This window comes from Thermostichus sp. OS-CIW-32, from assembly GCF_054060415.1.
Window position 1 is genome coordinate 1 of record NZ_JBSSDD010000022.1, and the last position, 13133, is coordinate 13133.

Consider the following 13133-nt stretch of genomic DNA (forward strand, 5'->3'; position numbering starts at 1 on the left):
GTGGAGGTAGCGCCTGCGGTGCGTGGCTGATGGCCTGACCTGACGCTTCAACAGCATTGGTGGATCCCCCAGCTTGGTCTGGGGGATTTTTTTGTGGTTTCCCTAGCAACAAGAATGAAGTTTCGCCTACCCTCCAAGTGAAGAGGAACGGTTCGAGCCGCAGGGATCAGTGGGTGGCGCTCAGTTCCTTGGTTGGGCAGCATTGCAGAGCAGCAGGGCATCTGGATCCCAAAGGATCTGCCCATCAAGAGCCATTCTCCCCAACACCGGCATTCCTACTTGGGCTTCCAGGCGCGGGATCAAAGTTGCATCCAGCTTTTCCAAGGCTTGGGGATCCCCAGTTTCGGGCAGGGATCCAACCAGCACCCATCCCAAACCACGGGCCCTGGCTTGGCGTAACAGGGCGGCAAAAGCAGCACCTTGGCTCAGGGCGGCCTCCCGTTGCAACGTCAACAGCAAGCTCAACCCCCACGCATGGGCTAGATCGGCCCAGGTTTGGCCTGGCCCTATGGGATCGGCAACGCTGCCCGGCAAAACCAGTAGGGGATCTCTCTCTCCTGCCCACTCGGAGATTTGTTGCCAGAGGGCCTTTAGCTGAGCTTCCGAAGGGTTGGGATCCACTCTGAGCCGGCCCCAAGGGCGTTGAACCACCTGCTGCCAAGCGTCGGCCACTGCCGTAGCTCCTGGGATCCCCGGCCAGGTGTTGGCCACCATCACCTTCATGGCTCTGCCTCCCATAGGGCGAGAAACTCCGGCTGGATCTCGAAGCCAAATACCAAAGCCATATCCCGCAGCATGGAGACGGATCCCAGGTTCTGCTGCTTAAACCACCGCATCAACACAAAGATCTTCTGATAGACAAAGATCTCCAACGCTTCTGGGTTGTAAACAATGCCCTCCCGAGGGTTGAATTGGTGGGGCACCATCATAGCCGCGTAACGGGCCAGTTCTCCTTGGCGCCAATTGAGAAAGTAGGGCATCCAGGGGTAGACTGTATCCCAACGAATAAACCACAGGCGCACCTCCGGGATCTCGGACAGCTCCCGTGGATCCTCAGGGCTGCGCGGCCAATCGATGGCGCATTGCACCTGCTGGGCAGCACGCACGGGATCGGCCATCAAGGTTTTCACCAGCTCATGGCCGGGGGTGAGATCCAGAGTTTGAATGGCCTTGGCAGGAAGGTAGAGGGTAATCGGCACGGCAACACAGCTATCTGGCTTGCAAATGCAGCTTATCTCAGCTCTGCTCTGTCTTGCTCGCCACTGGGATCCCTAGACGGGTGAGATCCAGGGCAAAACCTGCCGTTACCAAAAACACTTGGTCGGCCAGGGGAGCCAGCCTTTGGGTCAGTTCCCCCATCCGATCCCGAAACCGCCGCCCCAGTGGGTAAGCGGGCACCACCCCCCAGCCCACTTCTTCAGACACCAGGAGGATCTCCCCTCTATGGCTTTGCAAGGTTGCCAAGAAGGATTGCACCAAGGGATCCCATTCTGAAGAGGGACAGTCTAGGCCCTGCGCCACCCATCCCCCCAGCGAATCCACCAGCGCACAACAGGGCTGGGGCAACTTTTGCAGTTCTGCCCCCAAGTCCCTCCCGGTTTCCCAAGTCTGCCAACTGGAAGGCCGCCGTTGCCGGTGCTGTTGAACGCGCTCTGCCCACTCTGGGTCAGTCTCAGGATCGGGTTTTGGCCCGGTAGCCAGGTAGACAACCGGCAAGCCTGAAGCGGCAGCCAAACCCTCTGCCAGCCGGCTTTTGCCGGAGCGCACAGGGCCGCAGATCAGCACAATCGACATTACGCTGGAAATCCACTGACGCTTGAGATTAACCTAACAACAGCGCACTTGAACTTCAGGCTCAAAAGCCCGACCATGACAGATCCCAAGCCGATATCTCCGCCTGAACAAAAGGCTGCTTCGGCCTCTTTTCGATCTCCTCAACCGCTCTGGCTCAGCCTAGCGCTGGGGATCACCACTGCTCCCGTTTTGTTGGGCTTGGTCTTGGCAGATCGGGCCGGGAAATGGCTGGGATCCCTGAGCTGGGAAGATCCGGGTTGGTGGCTGGGGGAGCGGCTGCCCAACTTAGACAGCGCCCCGCTACAGGCCCATGAGCAACAACGCAAAAACTCTGCCCCGGTCGAGAACCCCTAGCTTCTCTGTCACTTTCGTATCATAGGAAAGCGAACTAGCAGCAGGAGTTAACAGCCTTTGCGTAGACCGGCCAAACCGTTTCAGGAGTTCGCCTCCACATTCTCGGGGGTGCTGTTCTGGCTGAGCGCGTTTCTCTTCACAACGGTGTTGAGTGCTTGTCTGGGCTACCTATTTGGTCAGCGAGCTCTATCGGGGGTTTCTTCTCCCGTCACCGGCGCCGGTCGGGCTTCTCCTTCCCGCGAAGTTCGGGATCCCCGTACTGTGCCTTTGCTGAACGAGGCTGAGGTAATTGCAGCAGCCGAAGCCAGCCTTCGTCCGTCCCCAACTCCCACCCCCCTCTTTACCCCAGCACCCACGCCGGTTGCAACTCCCACTCCAACACCCACCCCCAGATTGTCTCCTGAATTGGCGGCGGCCCCGTCGCCAACTACTCGCCCCGCCACCCCATCTCCTCCACCTTCTCGTTCCCGTCAGCAGGACGGAGTTCCTGCCCCGCCAGCGCCCACACCACCTCCGCCCCCCCTACCAATTGCCGCCAGTGGACAGGTCTCTATGCAGGTGCTCTCGGTTCGTCGCGAGGGAAGCCAAGTGGTTCTGAATGTAGCTATGCAAAACAACTCGGTAGAGACGGTGCGCTTTCTCTATAGCTTCCTGAACATTACTGACGACAATGGACGGTCAATCAACGCGCTCACCCAGGGTTTGCCGGGGGAGCTGCCCCCCAATAGCCAAGTCTTCCAGGGAACCATCCGCATCCCAGCCTCGAGCCTAGCCGGATCCCGATCCCTGTCCCTGAGTTTGGCTGATTACCCCAGCCGCCGCCACCGAGTGGGAGCCAGTGGGATCCCAGTGCCGCCGTAACACCCCTCTTCCTTTAGCTTCAGACCACAGATCCGGTCACGTAGCGTTGCGGAGCAACAGGAGCAACAAAGTTTGTACGGGAAACATGAGGTGGAGTTGAGAAGAGGTGCCTAGCCCAACCTTTGAACAGCCTGAGGAAATCCGAGCGCTTTTTGACCGCATTGCTCCCCACTATGACTCCCTCAACCAAACCTTGAGCCTGGGCCTCCATCAGGTTTGGAAGCGTATGGCCGTGCGTTGGTCGGGCGCCAGCTCAGGAGGATATGTGCTGGATCTGTGCTGTGGAACCGGTGATCTGGCTCTGCAGTTGGCCCGCCGAGTAGGACGAAGGGGACATGTGGTGGGCCTAGATTTCTCTCCCGCCATGCTGGCGATTGCCCGGCGTCGCTCCCGGCTCTTCCCTGGCTACTCCCTGGAGTGGGTTTTGGGAGATGCCTTGGCCTTACCTTTTCCCGACAGTAGCTTCGATGCCATTACCATGGGCTACGGCTTGCGCAATGTAACCGATATTCCCCAAGCCTTGCGAGAGATTAGGCGAGTACTGAAGCCAGGACGTCGTGCCGCCATTTTGGATTTTCACCGCCCCACAGGGATCCCTCTTTGCGAACAATTTCAGCGCTGGTACTTGAACACTCAGGTGGTTGCCCAGGCCAAAACTTTGGGACTGGGATCCGAATATGCCTACATTGATCCCAGCCTAGATCGCTTTCCCTCTGGAGAAGAGCAACGACAAATGGCCCTGCAGGCAGGGTTTGCCAGCGCCAAGTTCTACCCCCTAGCGTGGGGCATGATGGGGGTACTGGTGATTGAGAAGTTTCGTATTGTTTCCATTAATTCCACTAATTCCACTTCCCCGAAGGGAAGCGACTCTCCCCGATTATAACCCTTGTCCAGAGCGGGATCCAGGGGCCTAGATCGACAGGGTCTCGTTTAAGGACTCCGTCCCGCTGGCGCGAAAGGACTCCGTCCCGCTGGCGCGAACGGCTGCAATTTCCCCTTATTTTTCTCTGCCGAGAGGCCTGAAACCCTTGCCCAGAGCGGGATCGACCGGGTCAACGGAAGAATCAGGGTTTGAGGCTTGTCGCCGACCCTGTCGCTAACCATGTTGGTGTAGAAATTAACATGGATCCCTGCGTGGAGGTTGCTGGGGAGCTGCTCCTGAGACGCTGAAGCAGAGGGCCAATGGGGCGAAAAAAGGACTCCGTCCCGCTGGCGCGAAAGGCCTCCGGCCCGCTGGCGCGATGAGAGGCTAGGGAGCAACGACATAACGATCCTGCGAGAGGCGCTCGTTGCCTCCCCACCTTGCTGGTTTGCTCTGGCTGCAGACAGATGTGAAGACTGGGCTTGGGACCCAATTTTTGGGTAAAACTCCCTAGGTAAAAATTACTACAAACCACCACAAGAGCTGGGATCCCCCTCTGGAAAGCTTGGGAAACCCTAAATTCCTGGGGACTTGCTGGGTGGGCTTTCTTCGGTTACCGCTTGCCTACGGCGATCGCCAATGCCGCAGTCACCGCAGCATTCCGGTCGCTTGAAGTCGTCCCAATGGATGCAAGCCCGGCAGCCTTTCAGCATTTCTGGCCAGCGCTCTCGAATCAACAGTTGCCGCAGCCTGACTTCCCGTGATTCCTGAAAGGGGTTTTGGAATTGAACCATAGCTTTTGGGTTTCCCAGCTCTCTTAATCTGGTATAAAAGCAGATTTGAGTTTGGGATCGAGAAACATCAGTATAGCTTAAGGTTTGTGGTGGCCCAATCTTTTTTGCCAGTTTAAGACATTCGAGACAGACCAATCTGCTTTTATTCATCACCTTGGGAAAAGATCTACCAAAAAATGTAAACAGGTCATATAAAACTTAACTCATTTTTTCTCCGCTTAAAACAAAGGTGGGATCCAATGCCAGCAGCATTTGAGTCCGACCGCGGTGTTCCAGGCGGTTCACCGCCGATTGAATCACCTCCACATGATGAGCCCGCACAGCGGCCAGGCCGGCAGAAAGGCCGTAGAGCCCATCCAAAGAGTTGGTCGTCGCCACGACCCGCCCGTTGGGGCTGAGATGGCTCCAGCAGGCTTCCAAGATCTCGCGTAGGGGGTGGCCTCCCTCAATGCAGATGCGATCCGGTGCCGGAGAAAGGTGTTGCAGACAATCGGGGGCAGTACCTTGAATCACCTGCACGTTGGTGAGGCCAAATTTCTCGCAATTGCTCTCGATTAGGCTGACTACCTCGGCATCTCGCTCGATGGCAATCACGCGAGCTTTGGGGCATAGAACAGCCGCTTCAATGGCAATTGTGCCGGTTCCGGCGCCGATATCCCACAGGCAGTGGTTCTCTCCCAGGCGCAACTGGCTTAGCACCAACACGCGCACCTCACGAGGGCTCATCGGGATCCCTGGGATGCGTTCAAAGGCAGAGTCTGGGATCCCTGGGGTGCGGTAGGGCCAAGAGAAGGCGGCTGACATGGGTAAAGTACCGTTGCAGAGGAAGTTTGTCTATACATATCCCTCAGCATAGAGCGAATGCTCAACAGGCCATCTCCAACCTGATAGGGGTGCCGCTTCTCCCGCCCAATCATTGCCCAGATGGGCACCACAAACGCCCTCTGAGCTCAACGGAGTGGTTGGAGCAATTCCCAACCGGCAAAGCTGCAGTCCAAAACCAAAATGATCCTGCCCCCTTGAGGAATCGAGTTGGACACTAGGGAAGTTCTGGAGACAAGCGGGATCCCTTTTACCCAAGAGCTCATTTTGCGCCGGATGTAGCTGGTGCTGCCGGAAAAAGTTGTAGTTGGGGCAATGTTCAGTACAAGAGGATCTTAAGAACGTTTCCTTGAACTGGAGCCTATCAAACCATCCATCCAAAGAATAAGCTTTGCTCGCAGATACAGCCAAATCTCATCATTTGCCCGCAACAGGAATAGAACATATAGGCTCAATACGACGAAAACACACAGGTTCCCTAAAAAAGTGTAGGTTTGGATAATTTGATCGGTGCTCCAGCCAAAGTCGTAGTTTAGGCGGTTCATATCCCCCCTGGCATCTCCTTGGCCGCCCAACAAAGTTCCCCAGGGAACCTCGGCCAATCCCAGTCTGATGCTGTGCCATTCCCAAAAGCTTCTCCACAGGCTGCTGCTCGCGATCCCCAGCACGACAAATCGCAAAGAGTCCCATCGCCAACGATCTGGCAGGGGAAAATAAAAGCTGGCCATCAAAAAGGTGCTGAGATAAAATTCTCCTCCAACGCCGCTAAAGACAAACAACATCTCCCAGGTGCGATTGGGCATCAGCCAGGTCATGTAAAACTGCAATAGAGCAAGAAAGATGGCCAGCACCTGCAGCCACCCAATCCGCTCCTTGCGGGCTGACCAGAAGAGTAGAATCAGTAAAAAGAGGATTCCAAAATACACAAAGGGATCCCTCTGCGAGCTAACGCTTGTCTAGCCGATGGGCAGAGGCAAAGCCCGATACCCGCTCCACCAGGCGACGGTGGCATGGCCAAATTCGTGGATCCAAATGTGAAGAGGCAAATGCAACAACTGCAACAAGCCTATGTTGTTCACCATCAGGGCCACCGCAAACGCAGCCGGGTAAGCCCAAGCGTTGACTGCCCAGTTATCGAAGGAAAACCGATCCCAACGCTGCCGGGATCCCAGCTTTAGGCTCTGCCGCCAGAGCAAACGTGAGCCGCGGAAAGCGCAAATTTCCACTTGCTCCAGCCGTGGAATCCGCAGTTGCTTCAGGATCAGAAACAGTTGGGCGGCGGCAACTTGGGGGGAGAGCTGAGGCCGATAAGGGGATCCGATGAGGTGAATGTGCAGGGTCTCGTCGGCAAAGTCTACTCGGGCACACCAGCGACGCCGCAGCAGCTCCATCCGCACAACCTGCACAATCGACTGGGCGTGTCCAGCTCGGGCCAGGGCTAGGGGATCCGGTGGCCTGGGCATCCCAAGATACCTCGTCGGAGAACAAGCAGTGGGATGGAGAAGATACGCCCATTATCCTCTGGCCCCGCAAGCAAGAGCGGAATTGCGCTCCTTCTCAGGCTGCTCCGAAAGCAGGTTGGTATAGTTGCAGGTGTGGGGAGTGGATGGAAGGTCATGCCCGAATTTGGCAAGCCGGGGTCAAGGCAGATATGGGGGGCGATGCTGCTGTTGAGCTTGGCGGGGGCAGGGCTGTTTCCCCCGGAATCTGTCCAGGCTCAGGCGATTACAGCCCCAGGTTTATCGCGCATTGAGCGTTGGTACTACGACCCCCAGCAGGGGCGGCTGGAAGTCAATACACAGGGAGAGGTGCGGCCTTTCCTGTTTGTTCTGCAAAACCCCCCCAGAGTGGTGCTGGATTTTCCCAACACCCGCTTCGGACGGGAGCCCCAGACCCAGACCTTTGCAGGCCGTGTCGCCTCTGTGCAGATTAGCCAGCTTACGGATACCATCACCCGTTTTGTGCTCTATCTGCAGCCGGATCAGCCCCTCAGCCTTAACCACCTGCAACTGCTCACCGCCGGCCCCTCCCGCTGGGCCGTTCAATTCACCCAGGCCGGATCTCTCTCTTCTTCTCCCCCTTCATCTGCCGGCTTATTGGGAGGTTCCAGGGATCCCTTCCCGCCGTCCCCGCCTTTGCCGACACTGCCTCCCCGACGCCCGGCACCCACCCCATCTCCTCGCTCCGGCCATCAAATTTTAGAGGTATCCCCGCAAGCAGAAGGCTTTTTCATCCGTACCCAAGGCAGCCCCTCCACTACGGTGCGGCGCATCCTCGATCCGGATCGGGTAGTGGTGGATTTTCTCAACACCACCCTCAGCCCTGCCCTCACCCAGCGAGCTTATGTCATCAACCGTCTGGGGGTTTCGCGGCTGCGTATCGGGCAGTTTGAGCCCACCGTTGCTCGGGTAGTGCTGGATGTGGATTCCTCCGGTGGCGACTGGGAAGCCCGCTACGACCCACAGCGGGGTGGGATCTGGATCCAGCCTGCCGGGGGTGCTGCCCAGGCCAGCCTTTTGCCCGAGGTCAGCTCTGTCAACAGCAGTGGGCCGCTGGCCACGTTGCAATCGGTTCAGCTCCAGGGCAACCAGTTGATCATCAGCGCCGATGGATTCATGTTCTACCGGGCCGGCTGGGATCCCGAGAGTGGTGGCTACCGCATCAACGTGGCGCCCGCTCGCCTGCCCCAGTCTATGCCGGATCCCGGCTTGCCGGTTGGAGGGCCGGTGGAGCGGATCCGCTTTGTCCAGGAAGATGCCCGCACGGTCAGCATTCTGGTGCAGCCCGCCGAGGAGTTCAATGTCTTCGAGCCCAACCCCGGCCAGGGATCCCGCCGCATTACCTTGGAGCTGCGACCTCTGAATGCTCCTCCACCAATACCTCAGCCGCAGACGCCCGGCCCTGCCTCCCCTTCCACCCCCCAATCTCTGAACCGGACGGTCATTGCCATCGACCCCGGCCACGGGGGACGGGATCCCGGTGCTATTGGGGTAGATGGGATCCAGGAGAAGGACATCGTGCTCTCCGTTGCCCACCAGGTGCAACGACTGCTGCAGGAGCGGGGGTACGGGGTGGTGATGACCCGCACCGATGACCGGGAAGTGCTGCTGCAACCGCGGGTGGATATGGCCGTTCAGGCCAATGCTGCCCTGCTGGTGAGCATTCATGCCAACGCCCTGGATCGCTCCGGCATTCACGGCATCGAGACCTATTACCTGCGACCCGATAGCGCCGAGCTGGCCGCCATCTTGCACCGCAGCTTGGTCAGGGCCACCGGTGCTGCTGACCGGGGGGTGAGACGAGCCCGCTTTTTTGTGGTGCGGGAAACACCTGTGGGTATGCCCTCCGTGCTGCTGGAGTTGGGATACGTAACCAACCCAACCGAAGGGCGAAAATTGGCCACTGCCGAATATCAGGCTATTTTGGCGCGGGCCATTGCCGATGGCATTGAGACTTTCTTGCGCAGTCGCTAGCCGTTGGCTGAGCTTGTTCATGTCTATCGGATCTCTCAATTGATCCTTAATTGATCGAATTGACGATCCAGTTGGCCCAGTTGATCTCAGAGGGAAGGCAGGGAATCTGTCGCCGAGATTCTCGAAAGCAGGGTAGGATACAGCAGCTTAGGCCAAGGTGTTGAGGAGAACGGAGCATGCAGTGGGAGTGGAAATCAGAGCCAGATCCCAGTTGGCCAATTGGGGTGTTTGACAGCGGCTTGGGCGGGCTGACGGTTTGGCGAGCCTTACGCCGCCGGCTCCCCCAGGAACGGCTCATCTACTTCGGCGACACAGCGCGGTTGCCCTATGGGGAACGCTCGCCAGAGGAGATCCTGGCCTTTGTGCGGCAAATTCTGACGTGGATGCAGGCGCAGCCGGTGAAGCTGGTGGTGATGGCCTGCAATACCAGCTCGGCCTTGGCTCTGGACCACGTGCGGCAGGAGTTTGCCCTGCCCGTTCTGGGGTTGATCCTACCCGGCGCCCAGGCAGCACTGGCCCAAGGATCCCGCATTGGGGTGCTCGCCACGGTGGCCACGGTCAAGAGTCGCGCTTACTCAAAAGCCATTCAGGAGTACAGCGCTCTGGATCCCAAACGCTTTCCGCACCCTGTTCATTGTTGGGAGCAAGCCTGCCCTGAGTTCGTCCCTCTCATTGAAGCCGGATGGCTGGATAGCCCTGCTCTGCGACAGGCGGCTGAACACTACTTGCAGCCCCTGTTGCAAAAAGGGATCGATACCCTTGTCTATGGCTGTACCCACTACCCCTTGCTGGATCCGATCCTGAAGCCTTTGCTGCCCCCCTCGGTCAAACGAGTGGATCCGGGGATGGCGCTGGTGGGATTCCTGGCCCGCGAATTGAGTTTGTGGGACTTGCGTCGCCCCTTGACCGCTGCTTGGGGAGAACCCCACCGTTTCTACGTGAGCGGGGACCCAGAGCGATTTGCCCAGTTGGCCACTCCTTGGTTGGGCTTTCGGCCCCAGGTAGAACGGGTGGAATTGCCGGCTTTGGATGTCAGCAACTCCCTCCGCCCCTGAGCGCCCTTCTCCTCGGGGATAAAGATTGGGGGCCCCTCAACGGGTCATCACCTGCAAGGGGAAACGTTCCGCCAACTCCCCTTCCACCTTGGGTAGCCATTCCTCTTGGAACACCCACACCTGCCCCTGCTGTACACGGCCATCGGGGTTTTGCGTCAGCTCCAGCCAGTACACAAATTGGTTTCCCCGCAGCACCACCCCTTGGATGGCAAGGGCCAAGGTATAGCCCGGACTGCCTGCCAGAGCTTCTGGGGATGGGTAGCGAATCACCTCCACTGCCTGATCCAGATCGGCGGCGATCTCCGGCCCATAGACATCGCGAATGGCTTGAAAGAGGTCTTCTGCCGTCAGTCCTTGGGGGCGAAAGAACGTCATCCGCTCCGAGCGAATCGTCTCCCGATCCAGCGGGTTGATGATCCGTCCTGGCGGAGCCACCGAGGCCAAGAACGTAAAGCGGGATCCATCCGGCTCCACTCGGTTGATGTTCAGGGTTTCGCCCGGACGGGGCCGCAGCACAGGATTGTCCCTCACCCAGGCCGCCACCTGATCCGGAGATTGCCCGGGGATCCCCCAAGCTGCCAACTGAAGGCCCGTCGCCCAACAGGCCATTGCCAAACCGGTTCCTTGCACCCAACTACCCCAGAGAGCCCTTGTTTGCTTTACACCCAAGACCGGCCAGCGATTGCAACGCACGTTCCCATTCCTCCGGGCGAACAACACAAAACTGAAAGAGATCAATTGAGGTAAGAGATCAATTAGGCGGGCATGGGCAGATCCATCCTCGATGCAAGCGCCCAACAGTCTTGCCCCTCCCCACTGTACCTGAAGATGTCGGTGCGCCTGTTGCGCCTGAGCGCGAGCATCACGGCCAATAGCTGCAAGGATCCCTCGGCAAGATACGCAGATCCCCGGCGGCTTATCCGCCAAAACGTAAAAAGTATCTTAAGATCAACGGTAAGCAAATCTCATACGCACTAGGTCAGCACCTCAGGAGGTAACCGATGGCTCTCGTTGCAATGCGGACGCTGCTGGATCATGCCGCCGAACATGGCTACGGCATTCCTGCCTTCAACGTCAACAACATGGAGCAGATCCAAGCAATCATGCAGGCAGCCCATGAAACCAACAGCCCCGTTATCCTGCAAGCCTCTCGAGGGGCACGCAAGTATGCGGGCGAGAACTTTCTGCGGCACCTGATCCTGGCGGCAGTGGAGACCTACCCCCACATCCCCGTCGCCATGCACCAAGACCACGGCAATAGCCCGGCTACCTGCTATTCCGCCATCCGCAACGGCTTCACCAGCGTCATGATGGATGGATCCCTCAAGGAAGATGCCAAGACCCCGGCCAGCTACGAGTACAACGTGGCCGTTACCTCCGAGGTGGTGAAAGTGGCTCATGCAATTGGGGTAAGCGTGGAAGGAGAACTGGGCTGCCTGGGATCCCTGGAAACGGGCCGTGGGGAAGCGGAAGATGGCCACGGCGCGGAAGAGGCGCTCAGCCATGACCAACTCCTCACCGACCCCGACCAAGCGGTAGACTTTGTGGAGCGAACTCAGGTGGATGCGCTGGCCGTAGCCATTGGTACCAGCCATGGCGCCTACAAGTTCTCCCGGAAGCCCACTGGTGACATCCTCGACATGGAGCGCATCGCCGAGATCCACCGCCGCCTGCCCAACACGCACCTGGTGATGCACGGTTCCTCCTCGGTGCCCAAGGAGCTGATCGACATCATCAACGAATACGGCGGCTCCATTCCCGAGACCTACGGTGTGCCGCTGGAAGAAATTCAGCGGGGCATCCAAAATGGAGTGCGCAAAGTAAACATCGACACCGACAACCGCCTGGCCATCACAGCTGCCGTGCGCCGCGCTCTGGCCGAGAATCCGAAAGAGTTTGACCCCCGCCACTTCCTCAAGCCTTCCATCAAGGAAATGCAAAAAGTCTGTGCTGAGCGCTACATTGCCTTCGGCTGTGCTGGCCATGGCACCAAAGTTCCGGTGGTTACCTTGGATGAGATGGCAGCCAAGTATGCTTCTGGAGCTTTGGCGGCTCAGGTGAAGAAGACCGTTGCGGTCTAGTCCCCACATCCTGCAAGAACTCTGGAATGCTTGCCGGGGCGCTTCCAGGGTTTTCCTTGGAGATCAGCTAGGTCACTGGACTCAGATTGGACAAATAAGGGGATCCAGCTGGGATCCCCTTTTGCTTTGGAGGAACTTGATGCGTTTTGGGGGTCAGGCAGCTTTTGCCGCAGAACGTTTTTCCGTCTCAATTTGATGGTTCAGCAACGCCAAGCTTAGGCAGTCCAACAGTTCCAGGTCAGCCTCAGAGTAGCGCCGCTGAAAGAGCAGCTCGTTGATGAGGTTCTCTTGACTTAGGCTGAGAAAACTGCTGCGGAACACCTGTTCCACGATTTCTTGGATGCTGGAGGGCGGAGCAACAAGGAGAGAGTCAAGATCTGTATTCATGGCTGGTTCTGTTTGAGAGATGGTTTTTGACAGAGGAGAGATTACTTTTGCCGAAGGATGAGGTAGCACTGCTCGATGCGCTGTAGGAAGAAGGGAGGAACTCCGGCCTGAGGCTCGTTCTCAGAAGAGACATCCTTCTGCCACTTGAGGGAAACTCCCAGCAGCGCTCCCAAAGAGAAGCTCTCGCTCAATAGGGCCGCTATGCGGTAAGTACGGTAGTCCAGCGTTGGATCCACACCGGCTTGCATCTGTGTTCCTCCGTATTTCTAACGCTCACGCGCCCATCATAGCTTGGAGATCAGGGAAAATACAGAGAAACACCGAAGACTTACCTAGGCAATTTGTACGTTTCTTCTACGCGATTTGGCGGATATCGGCGGGATCCCAGGGGTCTTTGGGGCGGGTTCAGGGTTGAGTCAGGGATCCCAGCCCAGCAGAGCACAGATGTCCGCAGCCAGGGTGGCGGCGTTGAAGGGTTTGCCGATGAGGCCATTGGCTCCAAGCTGAGCCAGAGAGGAGGGTGAAACTGGGAAATTGACATCCTCCCCGACCTGAAGGCCGGAGATTCCTACCACGCTGCGCATGGATGGCTCCTTGCGCAGTCGTCTCGGCGGGTTCCTGCTTCCGACCGCCCGTGCAGTTCGATCCAC

Annotated in this window: 16 protein-coding genes and 1 pseudogene; 6 read left to right on the plus strand and 11 right to left on the minus strand. The window is 58.1% G+C overall.

Annotated elements, in window-relative coordinates; genetic code table 11:
* Nucleotides 1-180: 180 nt before the first annotated feature.
* Genes ACVWY8_RS13505 through cobU form a run of 3 tightly spaced genes read right to left on the minus strand, consistent with a single transcriptional unit; the run spans nt 181 to nt 1794 of the window.
* On the minus strand, nt 181-738 hold the full coding sequence (locus ACVWY8_RS13505; protein ID WP_457395631.1) for a hypothetical protein: 558 nt from the start codon (nt 736-738) through the stop codon (nt 181-183).
* Complete coding sequence (locus ACVWY8_RS13510) at nt 720-1199, minus strand: CRR6 family NdhI maturation factor (RefSeq protein WP_011432033.1); 480 nt, start codon at nt 1197-1199, stop codon at nt 720-722. Before ACVWY8_RS13510 ends, ACVWY8_RS13505 begins: the two co-directional genes overlap by 19 nt.
* A gap of 37 nt (nt 1200-1236) precedes the next feature.
* A complete protein-coding gene (gene cobU, locus ACVWY8_RS13515) occupies nt 1237-1794 on the minus strand; it encodes a bifunctional adenosylcobinamide kinase/adenosylcobinamide-phosphate guanylyltransferase (RefSeq protein WP_457395628.1) in 558 nt (185 codons plus the stop codon).
* Nucleotides 1795-1869: 75 nt separating this feature from the next.
* On the opposite strand from cobU, the gene ACVWY8_RS13520 reads away from it, so the two are divergent.
* From ACVWY8_RS13520 to ubiE, 3 genes are all read left to right on the plus strand, one after another.
* The gene (locus tag ACVWY8_RS13520; protein WP_414407421.1) at nt 1870-2148 is read left to right on the plus strand and encodes a hypothetical protein; all 279 of its coding nucleotides are present in this window, start codon (nt 1870-1872) and stop codon (nt 2146-2148) included.
* Between the two features lie 57 nt (nt 2149-2205).
* Nucleotides 2206-3009 (plus strand): hypothetical protein, encoded by an 804-nt coding sequence (locus ACVWY8_RS13525; protein ID WP_457395627.1) that lies wholly within the window; start codon nt 2206-2208, stop codon nt 3007-3009.
* A gap of 106 nt (nt 3010-3115) precedes the next feature.
* Nucleotides 3116-3892, plus strand: a complete 777-nt coding sequence (ubiE, locus tag ACVWY8_RS13530; protein ID WP_414522813.1) for a bifunctional demethylmenaquinone methyltransferase/2-methoxy-6-polyprenyl-1,4-benzoquinol methylase UbiE — start codon at nt 3116-3118, stop codon at nt 3890-3892.
* A 554-nt stretch (nt 3893-4446) separates the two neighbouring features.
* Here the strand turns inward: ubiE and ACVWY8_RS13535 are convergent.
* The 4 genes from ACVWY8_RS13535 to ACVWY8_RS13550 form a co-directional block, all read right to left on the minus strand.
* Nucleotides 4447-4665: a hypothetical protein gene (locus ACVWY8_RS13535; RefSeq protein ID WP_414332184.1), complete on the minus strand. Its 219-nt coding sequence runs from the start codon at nt 4663-4665 to the stop codon at nt 4447-4449.
* 198 nt (nt 4666-4863) lie between these two features.
* Nucleotides 4864-5469, minus strand: coding sequence for a precorrin-6Y C5,15-methyltransferase subunit CbiT (cbiT, locus tag ACVWY8_RS13540; RefSeq protein ID WP_414332185.1), 606 nt, complete (start codon nt 5467-5469; stop codon nt 4864-4866).
* Between the two features lie 353 nt (nt 5470-5822).
* Nucleotides 5823-6413, minus strand: a complete 591-nt coding sequence (locus tag ACVWY8_RS13545) for a hypothetical protein (protein ID WP_457395624.1) — start codon at nt 6411-6413, stop codon at nt 5823-5825.
* A 30-nt stretch (nt 6414-6443) separates the two neighbouring features.
* On the minus strand, nt 6444-6950 hold the full coding sequence (locus ACVWY8_RS13550; RefSeq protein ID WP_457395622.1) for a hypothetical protein: 507 nt from the start codon (nt 6948-6950) through the stop codon (nt 6444-6446).
* Between the two features lie 153 nt (nt 6951-7103).
* Between ACVWY8_RS13550 and ACVWY8_RS13555 the strand changes: the two genes are divergently transcribed.
* Both ACVWY8_RS13555 and murI read left to right on the plus strand, forming a co-directional pair.
* A complete protein-coding gene (locus ACVWY8_RS13555; protein ID WP_457395620.1) occupies nt 7104-8960 on the plus strand; it encodes an N-acetylmuramoyl-L-alanine amidase in 1857 nt (618 codons plus the stop codon).
* A gap of 176 nt (nt 8961-9136) precedes the next feature.
* Nucleotides 9137-10015 (plus strand): glutamate racemase, encoded by an 879-nt coding sequence (gene murI, locus ACVWY8_RS13560; RefSeq protein WP_457395618.1) that lies wholly within the window; start codon nt 9137-9139, stop codon nt 10013-10015.
* 36 nt (nt 10016-10051) lie between these two features.
* Here murI and ACVWY8_RS13565 read toward each other — a convergent pair whose 3' ends face one another.
* Nucleotides 10052-10645, minus strand: a complete 594-nt coding sequence (locus ACVWY8_RS13565) for a hypothetical protein (protein ID WP_457395616.1) — start codon at nt 10643-10645, stop codon at nt 10052-10054.
* Nucleotides 10646-11016: 371 nt separating this feature from the next.
* On the opposite strand from ACVWY8_RS13565, the gene fba reads away from it, so the two are divergent.
* A complete protein-coding gene (gene fba, locus ACVWY8_RS13570; protein WP_011432022.1) occupies nt 11017-12096 on the plus strand; it encodes a class II fructose-bisphosphate aldolase in 1080 nt (359 codons plus the stop codon).
* Nucleotides 12097-12249: 153 nt separating this feature from the next.
* On the opposite strand, the gene ACVWY8_RS13575 is transcribed toward fba, so the two are convergent.
* The 3 genes and pseudogenes from ACVWY8_RS13575 to ACVWY8_RS13585 all read right to left on the minus strand — a co-directional run.
* Nucleotides 12250-12483, minus strand: coding sequence for a hypothetical protein (locus ACVWY8_RS13575; protein ID WP_457395613.1), 234 nt, complete (start codon nt 12481-12483; stop codon nt 12250-12252).
* 41 nt (nt 12484-12524) lie between these two features.
* Nucleotides 12525-12731 (minus strand): hypothetical protein, encoded by a 207-nt coding sequence (locus tag ACVWY8_RS13580; protein ID WP_457395610.1) that lies wholly within the window; start codon nt 12729-12731, stop codon nt 12525-12527.
* A 168-nt stretch (nt 12732-12899) separates the two neighbouring features.
* Nucleotides 12900-13133: pseudogene (locus ACVWY8_RS13585) on the minus strand (hypothetical protein); the annotation flags it as partial.